Genomic DNA, 19,248 nt, shown 5'->3' with positions numbered 1-19,248 from the left:
GAGGTGAGTTCCGGTGATACGGTCCTCGAGCATCGTCCCGACTAGCACCTACCGTCTGCAAATTCACGGCGCCTTCACCTTCCACGACGCCGCAGGCCTGGTGCCATACCTCCACGAGCTCGGCATCACCCACCTATATCTGGCGCCCATTTTGCAGGCGGCCCCTGGCTCAACCCACGGTTATGACGTCGTAGATCATCAACGGATCTCACAGGAAGCGGGCGGTGAAGAAGGTCTGCGTGAACTCGCGGATATCGCCCACGCTCACGGTATGGGTCTGATCGCGGATGTGGTGCCCAACCACATGGCGATTCCATCTCCGCTGTGGCACAACCACGCTCTGTGGTCTCTGCTGCGCGATGGCCCCACGTCCAGGTACGCCAACTGGTTCGACATCGACGTGGAATCAGGACCACCGTTGCTCATGCCGGTACTCGGCGACAAAATCGGGACCGTTCTAGGCCGCGGCGATATCTCAGTGGAGTCCATTAGCATCCCTGATCCGATATCTGGGGAGCGGGTTGAAGACGTGGTGCGCTATGCCGATCACGTCTTTCCCGTGGCAGCCGGTACGCGCTCTCTACCCCTGACTGATCTTCTCGACCGCCAGTGGTACCGGCTGGCTTATTGGAAAGTGGCCGACGACGAACTCAACTATCGACGCTTTTTCGATGTCGACACCTTGGCCGCGATTCGAGTCGAAGTGCCCGAGGTGTTTGAAGCCACCCATGCGACGCTGCGCCGGCTCCTGCACGACGGCACCATTGACGGCCTGCGCATTGACCACCCCGACGGATTAGCAAATCCTCGCCAATACCTGCGCGATCTTGAGCGCGCCACCGACGGCGCATGGGTGGTGATCGAAAAGATTTTAGAGGGCTCCGAAACTCTTCCGCATGACTTCGCGTGCTCGGGCACCACCGGATACGACGCGGCATGGCGGATCACTGGGCTGTTTCACGATCCGCGAGGAACAGAACCGCTGACCCGATGGTGGGAAAGCATGTCAGGCCAGCGCCTAGGGATCGCGGATGTCATCACCCAGGCGAAAAAGGAAATTGTCACCACCAGCCTATTCGCCGAGGTGGATCGACTGACGTCTATCGCATGCGAAATATGCCAAGACGACATCCGGTTGCGCGACCACACTCGGCGTCACCTTGCGCGAGCGATTACCGCCTTACTGTGCGCAATGGACCGCTACCGGGCGTACACCGTCGCGGGTGAACCGGTGCCCGGGCACGAACGGGAGGTGCTCACCGCCGCTGCTGAACGCGCCGCCGCCACCCTGGACCCGGATGAACACGACACCCTGGACCTCATTTTGGCTTTGGCCTGCGGGGATGAAGCGGGAAGTGCGGGGCGCACGGATGCGCCGCAGCGCACAGAATTCATGGTCCGTTTCGCACAGACCTGCGGTCCGGTGCGGGCAAAGGCCGTGGAAGACACCGCGTTCTATCGCTATCACCGGTTCCTGCCGGTGTGCGAAGTCGGCGCCGATCCCGCCGTGGTCGGGGTTGACCCCGATGATGTGCACGAGCATTTCCAGCGGACGATCCGCACCTGGCCGCACACTATGACGACTCTGTCCACCCACGACACCAAGCGCAGCGAAGATGTCCGCGCCCGGCTAGCGGCCCTGACCGAATTGCCCCATGAATGGGCCTTTCTGGTGCATGAGCTCAACGATGCAACAGCTGAAGAGTCCAGCGCTGTGGATGGAGCCACCCGCGCCCTGCTGTGGCAGACCCTCGCAGGCACGTGGGCATATCCGGATCACAGCGGGCATGAGCTTATTCCTCGGATTTCCGAGGAACGGCTCATCGGCTACGTGGAAAAAGCAGTGCGTGAGGCCAAGCTGCATACCTGCTGGACCGACCCTGACCAAAACTACGAACACCAGGTGATGACGTTGGCTCGGACCGCGTTGTCATCAACGCGAGTCCATGAACTGCTGCGGGAGTGGACACAACGCACTCTTCCCGCAACCCGAGCGGTTGTTCTTGGCCAGAAACTCGTGCAGCTCACCGCTCCGGGGATTCCAGATGTCTACCAGGGACAGGAGTGGCTAGATTTCTCCCTGGTGGATCCCGATAACCGCCGCAGCGTCGACCACAATCGTCATGCCGAACGTTTGCGTCGCATGCGGGAAGGAGCGGGGCCGGAGTCACTGGCGGATGAAAAACTGTGGCTGGTTCATCGTGCGCTGGGGGTTCGCCGCGCCCTTCCTGACGCATTCATGTCCGAGGCAGCCGGGTATACCCCTATCGCCACCACCAGCGGACATGCATTCGCTTTCGCCCGAACCTGCTCGAACCTCAGCACACGACCATCCTCGCAGGTCATCAGTGTCGTCACACGGTTGCCCATGGGACTGGCCCACCGCGGAGGCTGGGGCGAGCATCGGATTGTCTTGCCGGAGGGAGACTGGTTTGACGCCCTGTCCGGCCGGTCGATCACCGGGGGCAGTGTGCCAATCTCCCGGGTTCTGGACGCATCACCGGTTGCGCTCTTGGTGCGTGATCCTAAAATTCTGACCGATGCGGATCGGGCCACCGATAACGCACCTGCCTGTCGGGAGATCCCTGCGGATGGGGAACCGTCATGAGGGCGACACCGCGCCAGTACAGTTTGTTCGAGGTGTGGGCGCCGTCGGCGAGCGCGTGCACCATTCAGGTCAACGGATGCAAGTACCCGATGGCAGCTGAGGAGGGCGGTTGGTACCGGTGGCGTGAGCGGCCAGCTCGTCCCGGAGACCGGTACGGTTTCCTGCTCGATTCCTCACCCGACTCCACAGACCGGCCACTGCCAGATCCTCGCTCCCTCGCCCAGCCCGATGGCGTTCACGGCCTGAGCGAAGTCGTTGATCCGGGGACGTTCACCTGGACCGCCGATTGGATGGGCAAAGATCTGCGCGGAGCAGTTCTGTACGAACTACATATTGGGACCTTCACCCCCGAGGGAACGTTTGATGCGGCCATAGACCAGCTGCCCTACCTGGTGGATTTGGGGATTGACGCGGTGGAAGTCATGCCTATCGCGTCGTTTCCGGGACAGCGCGGCTGGGGTTATGACGGCGTCGATCTCTTTTCCGCTTACGCCCCCTACGGCGGCCCCACAGGATTCGCACGCTTCGTTGACGCCTGCCACAGGCATGGACTCGCGGTCGTACTGGACGTGGTGTACAACCACTTAGGGCCTGCTGGAAATTACCTCGGCAAGTTCGGCCCGTATCTCACCGATAAACACGAGACACCATGGGGTCGGGCCATCAATCTCGATGACGACGGCTGTCACGAAGTGCGGGCATTTCTCATCGCTAATGCACGGCAATGGCTGATCGATTTTCGTTGCGACGGTCTGCGGCTGGACGCGGTACATGAGCTGCGCGACGACTCCTCCCGGCATATCTTGGCTGAGCTGTCCGATACCGTCGCCACCTGGGAGCAGGACCTCGGTAGGCCCCTGACTCTGATCGCGGAATCGGATCAGAATCAGCCTCGGACCATCACCCCGACCGCCGGCGGAGGCCTGGGCATGGACGCCCAATGGGCCGACGATGTTCACCATGCTGTTCATGCCGTCTTAACCGGCGAACGCCAGGGGTACTACTGCGATTTCGGTTCCCTGACGACCCTCGCTAAGGCGCTCACGCGTGTCTTTATTCATGACGGGAATTTCTCCACCTTCCGCGGTCGCACCTGGGGTGAACCCGTCGATCCCACGAGTAGCGACTATGACGGTCACAGTTTTGTGGTCTCGCTGCAAAACCATGACCAGGTCGGCAATCGCGCCGCAGGTGATCGCATCCACCACGGGATATCGCCCGGGCTACATGCCATCGGAGCTGCGCTGATTCTCTGTTCGCCCTTCACCCCGATGCTTTTTATGGGCGAGGAGTGGGCCTGTAGTTCTCCGTTTTGTTTCTTTTCCGATCACGACGCCGACCTGGGACCGCTAGTGTCCCAGGGGCGGACGCAGGAATTTTCCGCTATGGGTTGGGACGATGCCGTGCCGGACCCCCAACTGGCCTCGACGTTCCACGCCTCATCATTGAACTGGTCACAACGGGATGAAGCGGGGCATGCCCGGATGTTGGATTGGTACCGCACCCTCATCGCGTTGCGGCGTCGCGAACCTGAGTTGCGCGATCCGTTATTGCAGTCAATATCGGTGCAGACCATGGGTGAGCACGGATTAGTAGTTCGCCGGGGTGGGATCACGCTGCTGTGCGCGCTAGGCCCGGCTGGCTCTTCGTGCGAGTTTGAGATGGAGCCTGCGGCGGGCGACGCTCTAGAGGTGCTCGCAACCTTCACCCCGGCGTCCCCGCCCACACTATCCGCACAGCACCTGCGTTTAGAGGCGCCGTCGGTCGCGATTATCCGCGGGGATACGCCACGTCGTAAGGCCGATGCGGCGATATAAACCGACCTGCAGCTACTAAGACCTCAACCTCCATGCCGTCGCGACACTAGCTATTCACGCGCCAAAACTGCCGCCCCGTCTCGGGTCAATGAGGTCAGCCGAGAAAGGGCCCGGAAATACTTTTTCCGGTACCCGCTGCGCAGGAGGTCATCGGTAAATAGGGTGTCGGTCTCCGTACCCGACGCAAGCACCGGGATTTCCCGGTCATACAGGCGGTCCACCAACACCACGAGCCGTAGCGCAGCGTGATGATCCGACACCGCATGCACCCCCGTGAGGTGAGCGCACGCAATGTCGTCCACCAGCGCCCCGTACCGCGATGGATGCACCGTGGCCAGGTGGGCCAATAATTCGTCGAAACTATCGAGGCTTGCTCCAGGTGTGCGGTTCGCGTGCTGGCGCACCTGCTCATCGTCCAGTTCGAGCACAGTCATGTCGACCTCGCGGCGCCGGTAATCTTCGCCGTCGATCCGCAGCACATCGAATCTCTCCGCCATTGCTTGGATTTCACGCAGGAAATCCTGCGCAGCGAACCGTCCCTCGCCTAGAGCATCGGGCAAGGTATTAGAGGTGGCGACAATGGCGACCCCACGATCAGACAACTCCCTGATCATGCGAGTCATCATCAGGGTGTCACCCGGGTCATCCAGTTCAAATTCATCAATGCAGACCACTGACGCCCCCGACAGCAGTTCCACCGCTTTGGTAAAACCAAGTGCCCCCGCCAGATTCGTGTATTCCACAAAGGTGCCGTAGACGGGACGGCCCGGCGCAATGTGAAACAAAGACGTCAGCAGATGCGTTTTCCCGACCCCGAACCCACCGTCCAGATATATACCGTGAGCAGTGGCCGGACGTCGGCCACCAAACAGACCTCGCAGCCCGGTACGTGGGGCGCTGCGACGCACAAGCTCATCCGCAAATAGCTGGATACGATCCTTTGCCTCAGCCTGTGAGGGATAGGCCGGATCGGGCTGATACGTGCCGAGCCGAGCTTGTGCGAATCGCGGTGGCGGCACCAAATCAGCGACCAGACGGTCGAGCGAGGGGGCGGGATGGCGAGCGGTTAAAGCATCGGTCACCGCGTCAGTCTACGATCTGGCGCCGTCACCATCGGACATTCAGCGGACATTCCCTGACCTCGATGAACCCCACGAGTCATCCAGGACGCCTCGTCTGTCTTACGGACCCGATACCCTTACCCGCATGCACCTTCTCGTACGCGACCGGCAAGTCCTCGAACCCGCGGTATCTATCTCTCGCGATGACCACGGCGCCCGGCAACTAGCTGAGTTGTACCGGTTCCCGGTCGACCAAGTTCGGGTGCGGGCGATGATGAACGCGACTCTCGACGGAGCTGTCGCGGGTGAGGACGGAACCAGCGGATCAATTCACTGCGCCGAAGACTCATTCGTGTTCGGCGTGCTACGCGCGCTCTGCGATGTTCTGCTAGTCGGGGCACATACGGTACGCGTCGAAGACTATCGCCGCCCCACCGGTCGACGAGCCGTGCGCGAACTCTCCTGGCGCCCAACGGGCAGCGAGCTACCTGCTCTGGCCATCATGACCCGGACCGGGGACCTTCCTCCATCCCTGGGCTGGGATTGGCCGACCTATCTGATCGTCCCATCCGCTGAGGTTTCAGCTGTCCGTCACCGCACCGGCGCACCGGCAGAGCAGGTCCTCGCCGCAGATACTCCCCAGCAAGCCATTCGGGCCTTAATTGATCGGGGCTACCGAGGCATTCAATGCGAGGGTGGGCCGAGTTTACTCGGACGGCTAGCGGCAGCACAGGTGCTCGATGAACTGTGCCTCACCACAACACACCGCACAGTCAGCGGAAGCGGGTCTCGGTTGATGACCGGAGAGCATCACTCCGCATCGTGGGAGTTGACTTCCCTCATCGTCGGAGCCGAAGCAAGCATTGCGCGCTACCAGTGCTCCGGTGCAGGCAAAGCCGATGAGAACCGGTGACACCAGGTAATCCTGGCGGATGCCATGGCATGCGGCATTCAGCTCACACCGATGGAGCTGGTCACACTAGCAATGAACGCCAAACCTCCGGAGCCGATCAGGTTTAAGGACTCAAGCCGATGGGCCGGGGCGTACATCGTGTGCAAACCACAGTGGTCCAAGTGGCCCCGCCGGGCGTGTGAGCGCACGCTCTTCAACCTCCGAAGATAAGCCCAGCACCCGGGTCATAAATCCGGCGACTTCGCGTTCCCACCGAACCGGATCGACATTCCATTCCCGGGTATGTAAGGCGCCATCAAACGGAACAAAGCGCACCAAATCTGGGCGCCGACCGGCGAGATCTCGGCTCGGCCCCGGCGGCACATACGTATCGTCCAAAGAATGGATCAGCAGAGTCGGGTGAACGAGGTGATCGGCATGATAGTCACGCGTCATCTCCGCCAGCGCAATAGGTTCACGTAAGGCCACCGCCCGAGAACCTATGGGCGAGGTCAGCATCCACATGGCCGCAGCCTGGAGAGGCCCGGGCGCGTGCATCGCTCCAGCGTGATAGGAGAGGATGTCTTGCCAATCCACCGCCGGACCGTCCAGAACCAACCCTGCGATACGGTCGCGAACAGCGCTTTTTTCCGCCAGCCTGAGCGCAATTCCGCCGCCCATAGACCAGCCGACAATCACGAGCCTGCGGGCGCCCTGGTCCAGCGCATACTGACACGCCGCCTCAATGTCTTCCCATTCTTTGGCGCCAAGATGGTACAGGCGGTCGCGCGACGGTGCAGCCTCCCGATCATTTCGATAGGTGACCACCAAACACTGCAAGCCCAGCGCATGAAGCAGAGGAAGGGCACGCAAAGCCTCTTGGCGCCGTGAGCCGTGTCCGTGTACCAGGATCACCCAATCCTCGGCAGCTTGGCCTCCGGTGCAGTCAGGTACGTCGTGGGCTGACCCGGGCGTTGAGGGCGATGACACAGACGATAAACAGGCCGGTGACAGAACCTGCCACGCTGGCATCACGCCAACCGGGGATTGCACCTCCACCTCCTCAAACGGCAAACCGAGTGCCGACGTGGGGTCACCCTCGTACACAAACCCATTCCACCGCGCCGGGCCCAGTCGCAGTTGCCCCGCATCACGAGCCAAGATGGGACGCACAACAGTCCGCCTGCCTGCCGGTCGCAGCGGCGGACCGAGCTTCCAACACACCTCCGACGCACCGCCACTTTCACCCTGGAGAATTCCCGCAAGACCAGGAGCCGTCGTGTGCTCAGCTACCGCGAGCACCACGTGATCCGCGCTAACCTCCACCACCGTGGTATCAGGTCGCAGTCTTCGCACTGGGACGATGGGGGCGCGCGCTATTAATCGGGCACCTGCGGCAAAAAGAGCAGAGGTGGCCACGGCGCTACCTCCCGCAATCATCGCTGCGGTGGTTAGCCCTTTCCCCACCCGGGTCAGGCCGCGGCCATAGCGGTACCAGCTCCAAGACGGACGCGAATTTCCATGCGGATGCCGACGGGGTTCGACCATGCCTCAATCGTAGGCATCACACTCGTGCACACTGGACCTGTGCCGAGGTCCGGGCAGGCGTAGGATCCTCGCATGAGCAACACGTTCGTCGTCCTGTCCGAGACCGTCCTCGAACCCAAGGACGCGATGCGCGCCCTCCACTACCTTGGCCATGGCACTGGTGAGGATCACGACGATTCCACCCCGCACGTCAGCGTGGTGGTGCCGGCAGATACCGGTCGGTCCCTAATTGCTGAAGTGATCGACGATCTTGGATTGCTCGATTTCCAGGCAGCCTGGGATGCTGTGATCCAGCGGCTGCGCTCACGTCCAGCGAACATCCCGGCCGAGACCATCCTCGCCTCGGTCACCAAAGCTTTTCGCTGCGTGGGCTGCGAGGTCAGTGGTGACATCGCAGCAGGCAATCCTCTGCCGCTTGTGCGCCGCCTCCTCGAAGACGGGTGCGAAACTCAGACTGTCGTGGTCTTTTCTGAACCACAGCTTCTTGAAGAAACCTTCCAACAGGACTGGGCCCACCAGGTAGAAGACCACCTTCAGGCGACAGTGCTGCACCTGTACCCGGGTGAAGACCGCATCGGGACATCCTGACATGACCTGCGCCAAGGACACCCCCGGCATTGAGACAGAATCTCAACCCGGCGATGTACCGACCTCGGAACTTGGCTGGTTAAAGCGACTAGGACCTAAGGCCTACTCCGTGTTGCGCCAAGGCGGCACCGAGCATCCGTTCACCGGCACATATGTCTCTCCCCGCGCTGCGGGAACCTACGCGTGTAAAGCGTGCGGACAGGTGCTCTTTACAGCGCACGAACAGTTCCAGGCTCACTGCGGTTGGCCAGCATTTTGGGCACCTGCCGGCGACGATGCCGTGGTGCTGCGTGAGGATAACTCCCACGGCATGCGCCGTACCGAAGTGCGATGCGCACGGTGCGACTCCCACTTGGGTCATGTCTTCACCGGTGAGGGGTATCAGACCCCCACCGATGAACGATTCTGCATCAATTCGATCTGTCTGGTGCATTCGGACGACTCCCTCAACCCGGGATCACCTGGGCCGACGTGATCTATCTGTCGACTAAGGTCTGCGGGCTACGGCGCGGCAACCACCATCGATGCTCTGACACATATACGCTGGCTAGGTGGTTGTGCGCCAGTTTCCCTCGATCCGCGATGGCTTCTACGCAAGCGTCGTGCACATGACCTCAGCCCCCATTCGACCCGAGGTGAGCTGGCAGGAGATCCCCGCACCCCCAAAACTTGCTCCGCATACCCATGCCGTGTCAGGAGAGGTGACCTTTCACCACGAGCAAGTCGCCAGCGGACGCCTTATCCTTCTCTACGACCCAGCCGGTCAGGAGACCTGGGCAGGCACGCACCGGTTTGTAGCCTTGGTTCAGGCCCAGTTGGAACCGGAGTTCGCCGTGGAATCAATGCTGGGAGATGTCGCCTGGTCCTGGGTCACCGAATCGCTCGAACTGTATAACGCGGTAGCGCACGAACTTGGCTGCACTGTCACCCGCGTAGTGTCTCAAAGCTACGGTTCCCTGGCCTCTAGGCCCGCTAGCGTTGACGTTGAGCTGCGGGCCTCGTGGACACCCGAGCTCAGGCCTGTTCCCGACGCAGATCAACGATCCGATGCGTCCCTGGCAGCCAGAACCACTGACCATAATGAAGCGGCTCCGCATGCCAGTTCCAGGCGACGCACCTATGAGGCCCCGGATCTGAGCGCTCACTTCCAGGCGTGGTCAGCTCTACTGTGCGCCGCAGGGGGTCTGCCTCCGCTTCCACCCGGAATTAAACCGCTGACTCCGACACACCGCGCACGCGCACCCCACACCGACGGGGAGGCCCGCTGATTTATGCCTGCGCCCACTCCCCCCGCACCATCGCCAGAGCCCGCACACATCGTTGAGCGTCCCTCGCGGCGAACACGAATCCGTAACACGGGAACTGCCCGTCAAGGACCGTACCGATCCGGTTCTGTCTCGGCAACAGCACCGAACCTAAGCTCTGAACCTTCACGCGACCGCACCGACATCCACTCGCCGACTGCATCGGCACCCATAGAGCTTCCCCATTTACGGCAGCCCGCTGATGGGATTCCCCCGGTGATCGACCGCATTCAGCCTCTGCTGGAGTGGTGCGCAGCCGCTGAGAAAGTGCCAGACGAGCCCGTCGCGATTGACGCTGAACGCGCATCCAGTTTCCGTTACAGCCACCGCGCCTATCTCATTCAGCTGCGCACAGACAGCGCTGGCACCGCTCTCATTGACCCCCTCGCCTTTGCTATACCGTCAACGCTGCGCCGGGTTCTTTCCGGACGCGAGTGGGTTCTGCACGCGGCAAGTCAAGATCTTCCCTGCCTTGCCGAACTCGATCTGGTACCTACGTCCCTGTTCGACACCGAGCTTGCCGCGCGGCTGCTGGGGATGCCGCGGGTGGGCTTGGGAGCCGTGGTGGAAGACACGATCGGGGTGAGCCTCGCCAAAGAGCATTCAGCGGCGGACTGGTCGCGTCGCCCGCTTCCCCAGCCATGGTTGGCTTACGCCGCACTCGACGTGGAACTTCTGGTCAAGGTGCGCAACGTGCTCGCAGAGCGCCTCATTCAGGCCGGTAAAGACGAATGGGCACGTCAGGAGTTTGATCACCTCGTCCGCCATGGGGCCCGTATCCAGGCTCCAAAACCAGATGCCTGGCGACATGTCAAGGGGATCACTAAGCTCGTCTCGCCCCAGCAGCTTGCCGTCCTGCGCGAACTGTGGCTTCGCCGCGACGATATTGCCCGTGCAGAAGATTTGTCGCCGCATAGGGTTTTACATGACCGCGTGCTGATCGCCATCGCGTCGCGTCCGCCAGCATCTCGCGAGGAATTTGGGTCGGGCATCGGGAAGCGGCTTTCTCGAGCTGACGTGTGGTGGCGCACTATCCGGTCAGCTTTGGATTTACCTGCCTGTCATTGGCCTGGTAAAGCCGAGCCGGTCGTGCCGCCTCCGCCGAAGCTGTGGGGACGCAAACATCCTGAACGCGCTCAGATTTTGACGCGGGTGCGTGCTGCGATTACTGCTGAAGCAGAAAAGCTCAACCTTCCGCAGGAGAACCTGATCCCGCCGGCCATCGTCCGCTCGCTGATCTGGGAGCATGGCACCGAGCTGAATTCCTTACCGCAGGCGGAGCACACAATTGCTACCACCCTCGATGCTCTGGGGGCGCGTCCATGGCAGGTAGCTATTGCAGCCCCGGTTATCGATCAGGCGATACAGGCAGCACCGACTGACGAAGACCTGCCCGGCAGTGGGAAGGCTAAAGGCCCGCACCGTAGCGACGAGCATCCCGCTACCGCCTGACTAAATCCACACCGCCTGACTAAATTCAGATTGGGCCGGGCTAGTCCCGGGCTATGTCCAGCCCAGGGTAGCCGGGCCCAAGCCGCATCAGATGCCCGTCCCCAGTGGATCTAGCCGATACCCAGCAGCCATTGCGGCTCAGGCCGGTGGGCACCGTGGATTTTAAGCATGGTGGGTTCGGGCCAGTGCACCCTAAGCTCAGGCCAGACCCCGAATTCGAGGAGCCTGGTCCCAAGGCGCATCTGCCGGGCGCAGATCATCGAATGACATCCCCCGAGCTCTGACCGCGGCGAGCGCGAGCACTGCCGACGACATCGTCCCGTTCGCGAGGTCTCCCCTCAACGCTGCACTGACCACATCCTGGAGTGGGAACCAGCGAACCTCGATTTCCGACTCTTCGTCACGACGCTCGAACCCGTCCTCGGATGCTTCGATGACTCCGGTGGCAAGGAAAATACGGATCGCCTCGTCGCTGCCGCCCGGAGTCGGGAACACATCCAGCAGAACATGCAGAGTGTCGGCGTCATGCCCGGTTTCTTCACGCAGTTCTCGACGTGCCGCTAGATGGGGAGCTTCTCCGCCGATGTCTAACAGGCCGGCGGGAAGTTCCCAGAAAGTCATTCCCGCCGGGTGCCGGTATTGGCGGATCAACAGAACATGATCGATGCCCTCGCGCACGTCGAGCGCGAGCACGCTGACCGCACCGGTGTGACGCATGTATTCGCGGGTGAACCTCACACCCGGTGCAAAGTCCACGCGATCACGGACAATGTCCCAGATCACACCCCGGAATACGAGGTCATGGGAGGAAACGGGACGCCTGCCCAATTGGTCGCGCAGATCGTAAGTGTTGTGCTTGCGTTCTGCATCACCAGGTACGCTATGCCCGCTGTCTTTGTCGGCTGCCCTGTCACGCTCTGGCCTGTTGTGATTTGCGTGCACGTTGTCCTTAGCCATCTTGCCGTCTCAGTCCTGTGCCGTCGCGGGGGCCGCGGGTTTTTCACGCTGGACCTCGAGCAACCGTGTTGCCCGCTGCGCTTCGATGGCGGCCCCGATCAGACCGGCAAAGAGCGGATGCGCCTTGGTGGGACGCGAGCGGAATTCAGGGTGCGCCTGGGTTGCGACATAGTACGGATGGGTATCGCGCGGAAGTTCAACAAATTCGACGAGGCTGCGGTCCGGGGACACCCCGGAGATCATAAAGCCCGCCTGTTCAAGCCGCTCGCGATAGGCATTGTTCACCTCGTAACGGTGGCGGTGCCGCTCGCTCACGTCCGTGGCACCGTAGGTTTCCGCGACCACGGAGCCCGGGGTCAGGCGCGCAGCGTACAGTCCCAGCCGCATAGTGCCACCGAGGTCCCCATCGCCGGCGACGATATCTTGCTGCTCGGCCATGGTCGCGATCACCGGATCGGCAGCGTCGGGAGCAAATTCCGAGGAGTTGGCCTGTTCGATGCCCAGAACGGTGCGCGCATATTCGATCACCATGCACTGCAGGCCCAGGCATATCCCCAGGGTGGGGATTTTGTGTTCGCGGGCATAGGTGAGGGCGCCAATTTTTCCGTCCAAGCCGCGCACCCCGAACCCTCCGGGAACCAACACCGCGTCGACGTCTTTCAGCTGCTCATGGGCACCTGAGGGAGTATCGCACAGGTCTGAAGCAACCCATTTGATGTGCACTTTCGCATCGTGATGGAACCCCCCTGCGCGCAAGGCTTCTGTCACCGACAGGTAGGCGTCCGGCAGGTCTATGTATTTTCCGACCAGTCCGACCGTCACGTCGTATTCCGGGGCGTGAACCTTTTCTAATAGCGCGTCCCAATCCGTCCAATCCACATCATGGCTGAGCAGGTCAAGACGCCGGATGGCGTAGGCATCTAGTCCTTCGGAATGAATAACCCGAGGAATGTCGTAAATGGATGGCGCATCGGGGCACGTCACCACGGCGTCAATATCGACGTCACACATGGACGAGATTTTGTGTTTCACCGAAGCTGGCAGCTCGCGGTCAGCCCGCAGAACAATCGCGTCGGGCTGAATACCAATGCTGCGCAGAGCAGCAACCGAATGCTGGGTGGGTTTGGTCTTTAATTCCTGTGACGGGCCGATAAACGGGACCAGCGAAACGTGGATGAAAAACACGTTGTCGCGCCCGATATCCTGACGAACCTGCCGGGCAGCTTCAAGGAATGGCTGCGATTCGATATCGCCGACGGTGCCACCAATTTCGGTGATGATGACGTCTACACCGTCGCCCGCTTGGGCACGCATCGATTCTTTAATCGCATTGGTAATGTGCGGGATGACCTGAACCGTATCGCCGAGGTACTCTCCCCTGCGTTCCTTAGCGATCACTCCGGAGTAGATCTGCCCCGTGGTCACGTTGGCGTCGGCCGATAGGTTTTCGTCGAGAAAACGCTCGTAATGGCCGATGTCGAGGTCGGTTTCGGCGCCGTCATCGGTGACGAAGACTTCACCGTGCTGAAACGGGTTCATCGTTCCGGGATCGACGTTCAGATAGGGATCCAGCTTTTGCATCGTGACGCTCAGGCCACGGGCTTTGAGAAGTCTTCCCAGGGATGACGCGGTCAGCCCCTTGCCGAGGGATGACACCACACCACCGGTGACGAAAATATGCCGGGTTACACCGTGTACCCGAAATGATTTCGTTGCGAGGGTTTTAGAGGAGGTCGCTTGGGACCGGGACTGGATGCGATTTTTGGGCTCTACCACGGATTTTGAATCTATCATCGGCGGGCACGGACCGACAAGGTCCGACGCGCCGTGCGATAGGACTCCATGAGATGTGTTGCAAGATCCTCTCGACGAGGTAGGTGCGAAGCCCGCCCATAAGAAGCCTGCGCGAGTCGATGGCGCTGTGCATGATCGCGCACAAGTTCGATGAGCGCTTCGGTAAATGCCTTCTGGTCGCCGACTGGCACCAGCCTGGCCGCATCGCCGGTGACTACCCGCGTACCTCCAGCATCGGTGGCCAGTATCGGGCGTCCCGCATGCAGAGCCTCTTGGAGACCGACCGGCTGCCCTTCCCAGAGGCTGGTGGAGACCACGAGGTCTGCTGTCGCGAGTAGGGCGGGCACATCGGAGCGCGCACCGAGCAGGGTGACCGGTGCGGAGCGTTCGCTAATCATGAGCTCGAGCGCACCGCGCAGTGGGCCGTCGCCGGCAACCAGGACCCGGGTATTGGCAAGCTCAGGGTCGTCCTTGAGGGCAGCCGCCGCCTGTATGAGCATGGGGAGATTCTTTTGAGGGGCAAGCCGTGCCAGAGCGAGAACGGTGACGGGCCGGTGTTCACCACCCGTGTCAGGTGTATTCGGGGGCCGAGTGCACGAGTCGGATGCTGTTGGGTGATCGTCAAGAGTCGAGGGGACGTCAACGGATGCAGGGTCGTCAGCGATCACAGGTTCGGAAGTCGTCATCGGGCCGGAAGCCGTCATCGGGTCGGAAGCGATGCTGACGTTAGACGCGGTCTTAACGTCATACGCAGTATTGACGTCGTCAGAACCGGTCTCGACATCGAAACAGGTCTTAACGTCGGAACCGGTGTTAACGTCGGAACCGGTCTCGACATCGGAAGCCGTGGGGATGCCGGCGGGCCGCTCAGCCGGAATACAGGCGATAGCTACGCTGCGCGCACCGCGTCGATGCTGGTCTTCAACAAGGTCCGGAGATACCGCGAGAATATGGTCTGCGCCCCGGGCAACAATCTGGGAAAGGAGGCGTCCGATCACTCGCGTGGGCCATGAACCAATTGTTTTGTTATGCAACGTGACCACCAGGGCGGGCCGCTGTGCGCGGGCGACGAGTCGGCGCGCCAGCACACTGAGAGCACCGGCACGCACGCCATGAGCATGCATGACATCGCAGCCGCGCACGAGACTGCGCAGAGTGCGCACAGCCGCCAGATCAGCCCGAGGAGACGGGCTCGATGCGATACCGACCACCACGGTGTCGTAGTCGGCGTGGTCACCGTAGACGGCATCTGGGGCCGCTAAGGTCACGGCCTGCCCGGCGCGAGTCAGTTCCACGCAGGCCATCCGGACATGCGCGAGCAAGCCTCCGGCGGCCGGCGGACACACCTGCACGACTCTCATCGCGATGCGACTCGATCCCGGGTAGCTCTGCGGCGCGAAAGCGAACGGGATGGGCCATCGACACCCCGCCGCACCACAGCCATTGCGAGGCGGCGGTCAATCAGCAATAAAACCCCGGTGGCACAGATCAAGGAGGCAAGGCCAGCCAAAATCCCAACCGCAATACTCGCGGGCAGCTGAGTCGCCGCACTGATCAAAGGCCTGCTCACCGCGTAGCCGGCAACCGCACCGACCACAGCAGCTGCGCATGCAGCAAACACCGCTCGACCGAGCCGAGGATTAACCCCCGGCACAGTGAGCACATCCTTAACCCGCGCTATACCCACCTGACCTGCCACCATCATGCCGATGCTCAAACACAGACCAAACGCCACCGCGGCACCTGCGGGCTGACGTCCGGGTGAGGGCAAGACGAGCAACAAAATCAGCACGGCGCCTATCACCCAACCGATAGATCCAACCAGCAGGGCATCATTAGTACGATCCACCGCGGCCAGAATCCGAGTGCAGGTCATAGCGCACCCGTACCCGATGAGACCGAGAGCCAGTGCAGCCAGCGCCGCGCCCACCCCGACTGCGCCGTCGCGGTCGATGCGATGGAAAAACTGTTCGACTGCCGGGGCTGCACCGACCAGCGCCGCCATGCCGAGCGCCCCCAGCCCAAGCGCAATGCGCACACTGGCGCCACCGGTGCGTGCAAACTCAACCGTGTCACTGCGCGCAGCTAGCGATGACAAATGGGGAAAGACACTGGTCAACAGCGGAACAATCAAAATGGCGTAGGGCAGAAGATACACGCTTTGCGCGTACTGATACACCGGCAGGGTTCCTACCCCTCCGGCGCGCATAGCAAGCATCAACACCACCATGGTGGCGCCCTGCTGCGCAACCACCGCCCCGAGCCCCGCCGTCGCAAGACGCACCGCACGACGCGCGAACCCCTGAGGAAACCGCAACGTCGGACGCACCCGCAAGCCGCTGCGCCAAGCCGGAACAATCAACGGCACCGCGAGAACCACCACCCCCGCGGTCGTACCCCATCCGAGCCAAAACTCCGCAGCAGGTTTCAAAGTGGCTGGGCTTGCTCCAGCAGCTGCCGTCGCAGCGTAGAAACGGTAGGTCGCCATCACCACCAATGACGATAGCAGTGGCACCAGCGCAGGCCAGAAAAATTTCCGTCTGGCCTGTAGGTATGCGCCGAGGAGCACGGATATGCCGTACAGCGGAAGCTGGACGGAGAACACTGCGATCAGCCGGGCGCCAAGTGCAACAGTTGACGCATCGTCGATGGTGTCAGTTCCCGTCCCGAGCACCAGACGTGAAAGGGGTCCCGCACACATGTCCATGATGGCAGCCAGTGGGATGAGCAGGGCCAGCATCCAGGTCAGCAGGGCGGACATGGTTTGGTCGGTAGCAGTCCATGCGCCCCGGGTCCGCTTGGGTGCGCTGGTTTCAACGTCGTGTGCGGGGCGTTGATTGGGGTGCGCCAGAGTCGTCGCGACCAGCGGAATGACCGTGGCCGCTAGCGCTCCCCCGGCAGCAACTTCAAACAGAATATTCGGGAGGAGATTTGCCGACGAATAGGCCGTACCGACCGGGCCAGCACCGATGCTGGTTCCAAAGACCAGGTAGCGTGCGAGTCCCGCGATCCGAGCAAGCAGGGTTACCGCGGCTACTAAACCGGCAGCTCCGACCAAACCGAGCAGCACCCGCCTGCGGTCACCAGATCGAGAGACAGCAGCCTCATGGGCCGTCTTATCAGCCCGCTCGGTCTGATCGTTTTGCGCCGTTTCCTCCATGCGGGCCGGGGCTGAGGTATCACCCTCCATCTTGGATGCAGCCGTTGTCGCCGCAGAGGAATCTGGCCCCTGTCTCACGTCTGTGACCCGTTCGAGGACGGCGGGGTGGGGCGCCCCAAGGCATCCAAGCGCGCCAGCCACGGCGTGGACTCTATCAGCGCGCTGAAGCTCACCTTTTCGCTCGCAATCGTGATCGCGACTAGCACCGCCAGCACCACCGCCCGGCCGCGCGGACCGAGACGATCGACAACGCCGAGGCCGGTGAGAGCACCGAGAGTGTTCGCCCCGGCATCGCCAAGCATTCCACGAGCGCGTATATCCATCGGACACACCGTCAGCCCCGTACCGAGGACAATCGCAGCTGCGTCTGTTCGCCGAGGGTCACTATCAGGCGTGGCCCGACCCCCGAGTGTGAGGGCAGCTAGCGGCAGCATGACCTTAAGCGCACGACCCGGACGCAGATCAAAAAGATTGGCGCAGTTCGCCATACCGGCCATCACGCCCGCATCCAACAGAACGTAGCGCCACCGCCGCTGAGGACGAACACTCGCCGCAACCATGCACAGCACCGGGATACCAATTGCTTTAAGTCCACCTGTGGTCAAAGATCCCCGACGGATCGCACCGAGGTGCCCGGCCAGCCCCTTCTGAGCGCGATGGCGTCCGCGTTGGACGAGTTCATATTCGACAACGTCATCGATGAGCCCGAGTGCACCGGTTGCCCCGACAGTAAACGCTTCAATCATGCGGCCACTGGCAGCGAGCGCAACCGGACCGGCAGCAGCCACGGCCACGCCCTCAGTCAGGGTGACAGACTCCCCCGCATGGTTGCGTCTGGTCAGCAGTTTCTTCACACGCCGGGGCATGTGACGACTAGCAGCGAGAAGTCCCGCGGTGGCGAGGGACGCTATGACTATCGCGGTGGCGGTGCTCCGGCGGGATGCGCTCACGGCGTCGTCCCCGATGTCGCGCCGGTTCCATGTCCAGACGGTTCAGCTGATCCGGGCGGGTTCTCTCCGCCAGTTCGGTCCTGAGCTTTGCCATCCTCGCCCCGGGGATTGGGTTGGCTCTTGTCTGCATCAGGATGGTTTGACGGTGCCGGCAGCGTTGCGAGATCGGGTAGCCGTCCACGGGCACCGGTGGATGTGCCGTAGTCTCCGGCGCGTCCACGCAGCCGCTCCACCAGCGCCATCGTGGAGACCACCTGGCCGTCAGCGCGGTCTAAGCCATCGACGGTGCTGACTCCGATGTAGGTTTCATCCGTGCGCAACGTGCGCAACAGACCCACATCGTCTGATGCCGGTGACACACCCGCCACCACAAGGGGGTGCCGGTCCGTTGATAGCCGAGTAACCAGGGAGGTTTGCACTAGTCCCAGGGAGGACGCTCGCTTCGCTGCGGTCTGCGAGTCATCCCCGGGCACTTGAAACTGTGCGGGATCAGCCGTCGCGTACACCGCCCCATCAGGTATCCCGGTTAAGTTGCCGTCGATCGCAACCATGCCCTGTTCCGCGAGGGTATTGAGAATGCTCTGCCGGGTCGGAAGATCAATTGCTGTGCCCCCGCCTAACGCAATGCCAATGGCCGTGGCGAGCGCTCTCGAGGTTGAATCAGAAGGGAGGGAAAGACTCGGTACTTTCTGATGGATGGATGCCAGAGCAGAGGTGCGCGCAGACTCCTGAGCTGGATCCCACAGTTTCTGGGTGACAACCAGACGGACTGGTACCCGACCGCCCGCTCCTTGAATGAGGGTGTCGATTTCGTCGACGGGTTTGCGAATCGACTGATCATCCGCCACCAGCACCACGGTCTGGTCATTGAGCCGATCCCCGAGGAGCTGCGGCCCAGACTTGACGATGAAGCTGGACATTGCATCATTTTCGCGGGTGCGCTGATCGGCAGTCGCCCGCAGAGTCTCTTTTTCTGTGCGCAACTGTTCAACCTGTTGGGCAAGCTGAGCCCCGAGCGATTCCTTCAGTGGCCCAGCGCCGAGCACGATGCCGACAGCGAGCGCGAGAAAAACGGAGATCAGCGAGACCACGTGGTAGCGAAAGTCAATCACGGGCT

General features: G+C 61.8%; 15 protein-coding genes. 7 read left to right on the top strand and 8 right to left on the bottom strand.

The genetic code is table 11. The annotated features are described in order from the left end of the window. Window positions 1–13: 13 nt before the first annotated feature. Entirely contained in the window at window positions 14–2,608 is a 2,595-nt protein-coding gene (treY, locus tag BN1724_RS00945; RefSeq protein ID WP_197671743.1) for a malto-oligosyltrehalose synthase, read from the top strand. Then, window positions 2,605–4,425 carry a malto-oligosyltrehalose trehalohydrolase gene (treZ, locus tag BN1724_RS00940; protein ID WP_058233868.1) on the top strand — a complete coding sequence of 607 codons (1,821 nt, stop codon included), beginning with the start codon at window positions 2,605–2,607 and terminating at the stop codon, window positions 4,423–4,425. The genes treY and treZ overlap by 4 nt, the downstream gene beginning before the upstream one ends. Window positions 4,426–4,475: 50 nt before the next feature. Here the strand turns inward: treZ and zapE are convergent, their stop codons facing one another. After that, window positions 4,476–5,507, bottom strand: a complete 1,032-nt coding sequence (zapE, locus tag BN1724_RS00935; RefSeq protein WP_058233867.1) for a cell division protein ZapE — start codon at window positions 5,505–5,507, stop codon at window positions 4,476–4,478. Between the two features lie 124 nt (window positions 5,508–5,631). Here zapE and BN1724_RS00930 point away from each other — a divergent pair, with 124 nt between their 5' ends. Next, entirely contained in the window at window positions 5,632–6,399 is a 768-nt protein-coding gene (locus tag BN1724_RS00930) for a dihydrofolate reductase family protein (RefSeq protein ID WP_058233866.1), read from the top strand. Between the two features lie 111 nt (window positions 6,400–6,510). Here BN1724_RS00930 and BN1724_RS00925 read toward each other — a convergent pair whose 3' ends face one another. Beyond that, window positions 6,511–7,926 (bottom strand): alpha/beta hydrolase family protein, encoded by a 1,416-nt coding sequence (locus BN1724_RS00925; protein WP_058233865.1) that lies wholly within the window; start codon window positions 7,924–7,926, stop codon window positions 6,511–6,513. 72 nt (window positions 7,927–7,998) lie between these two features. Here BN1724_RS00925 and BN1724_RS00920 point away from each other — a divergent pair, with 72 nt between their 5' ends. The 4 genes from BN1724_RS00920 to BN1724_RS00905 all read left to right on the top strand — a co-directional run bounded on the left by BN1724_RS00920 (window position 7,999) and on the right by BN1724_RS00905 (window position 11,270). Continuing rightward, window positions 7,999–8,514: a hypothetical protein gene (locus BN1724_RS00920; RefSeq protein ID WP_058233864.1), complete on the top strand. Its 516-nt coding sequence runs from the start codon at window positions 7,999–8,001 to the stop codon at window positions 8,512–8,514. A 1-nt stretch (window position 8,515) separates the two neighbouring features. Further along, window positions 8,516–8,989 carry a peptide-methionine (R)-S-oxide reductase MsrB gene (gene msrB / locus BN1724_RS00915; RefSeq protein WP_058233863.1) on the top strand — a complete coding sequence of 158 codons (474 nt, stop codon included), beginning with the start codon at window positions 8,516–8,518 and terminating at the stop codon, window positions 8,987–8,989. A gap of 76 nt (window positions 8,990–9,065) precedes the next feature. After that, on the top strand, window positions 9,066–9,782 hold the full coding sequence (locus BN1724_RS00910; protein ID WP_058233862.1) for a DUF3000 domain-containing protein: 717 nt from the start codon (window positions 9,066–9,068) through the stop codon (window positions 9,780–9,782). Window positions 9,783–10,034: 252 nt separating this feature from the next. Beyond that, a complete protein-coding gene (locus tag BN1724_RS00905; RefSeq protein ID WP_231928109.1) occupies window positions 10,035–11,270 on the top strand; it encodes a ribonuclease D in 1,236 nt (411 codons plus the stop codon). Between the two features lie 198 nt (window positions 11,271–11,468). On the opposite strand, the gene BN1724_RS00900 is transcribed toward BN1724_RS00905, so the two are convergent. The 6 genes from BN1724_RS00900 to BN1724_RS00875 are packed head-to-tail and all read right to left on the bottom strand — an operon-like array spanning window position 11,469 to window position 19,243. Then, window positions 11,469–12,227 (bottom strand): NUDIX domain-containing protein, encoded by a 759-nt coding sequence (locus BN1724_RS00900; RefSeq protein ID WP_084252635.1) that lies wholly within the window; start codon window positions 12,225–12,227, stop codon window positions 11,469–11,471. Between the two features lie 9 nt (window positions 12,228–12,236). Next, window positions 12,237–14,021, bottom strand: coding sequence for a CTP synthase (locus BN1724_RS00895; RefSeq protein WP_084252634.1), 1,785 nt, complete (start codon window positions 14,019–14,021; stop codon window positions 12,237–12,239). Further along, window positions 14,018–15,367 carry a glycosyltransferase family 4 protein gene (locus BN1724_RS13235; protein WP_172797055.1) on the bottom strand — a complete coding sequence of 450 codons (1,350 nt, stop codon included), beginning with the start codon at window positions 15,365–15,367 and terminating at the stop codon, window positions 14,018–14,020. Before BN1724_RS13235 ends, BN1724_RS00895 begins: the two co-directional genes overlap by 4 nt. Window positions 15,368–15,378: 11 nt before the next feature. Then, window positions 15,379–17,322, bottom strand: a complete 1,944-nt coding sequence (gene murJ, locus BN1724_RS00885; RefSeq protein ID WP_157085700.1) for a murein biosynthesis integral membrane protein MurJ — start codon at window positions 17,320–17,322, stop codon at window positions 15,379–15,381. Then, window positions 17,256–18,131, bottom strand: a complete 876-nt coding sequence (locus BN1724_RS00880) for a hypothetical protein (protein WP_058233859.1) — start codon at window positions 18,129–18,131, stop codon at window positions 17,256–17,258. Before BN1724_RS00880 ends, murJ begins: the two co-directional genes overlap by 67 nt. Beyond that, window positions 18,128–19,243 (bottom strand): copper transporter, encoded by a 1,116-nt coding sequence (locus tag BN1724_RS00875; protein WP_058233858.1) that lies wholly within the window; start codon window positions 19,241–19,243, stop codon window positions 18,128–18,130. The genes BN1724_RS00880 and BN1724_RS00875 overlap by 4 nt, the downstream gene beginning before the upstream one ends. Between the last annotated feature and the right edge of the window lie 5 nt (window positions 19,244–19,248).

The organism is Devriesea agamarum, assembly GCF_900070355.1.
Classification (GTDB): domain Bacteria; phylum Actinomycetota; class Actinomycetes; order Actinomycetales; family Dermabacteraceae; genus Devriesea; species Devriesea agamarum.
Note: the sequence above shows the minus strand (reverse complement) of the source record. Positions and strands in the feature narration are given on the sequence as shown.

Coding starts and splice junctions, on each gene's coding strand:
- msrB (WP_058233863.1), top strand. CDS start 8,516: ATGACCTGCGCCAAGGACACCCCCGGCATTGAGACAGAATCTCAACCC.
- BN1724_RS00900 (WP_084252635.1), bottom strand. CDS start 12,227: ATGGCTAAGGACAACGTGCACGCAAATCACAACAGGCCAGAGCGTGAC.
- BN1724_RS00925 (WP_058233865.1), bottom strand. CDS start 7,926: ATGGTCGAACCCCGTCGGCATCCGCATGGAAATTCGCGTCCGTCTTGG.
- BN1724_RS00895 (WP_084252634.1), bottom strand. CDS start 14,021: ATGATAGATTCAAAATCCGTGGTAGAGCCCAAAAATCGCATCCAGTCC.
- treZ (WP_058233868.1), top strand. CDS start 2,605: ATGAGGGCGACACCGCGCCAGTACAGTTTGTTCGAGGTGTGGGCGCCG.
- BN1724_RS00920 (WP_058233864.1), top strand. CDS start 7,999: ATGAGCAACACGTTCGTCGTCCTGTCCGAGACCGTCCTCGAACCCAAG.
- BN1724_RS00930 (WP_058233866.1), top strand. CDS start 5,632: ATGCACCTTCTCGTACGCGACCGGCAAGTCCTCGAACCCGCGGTATCT.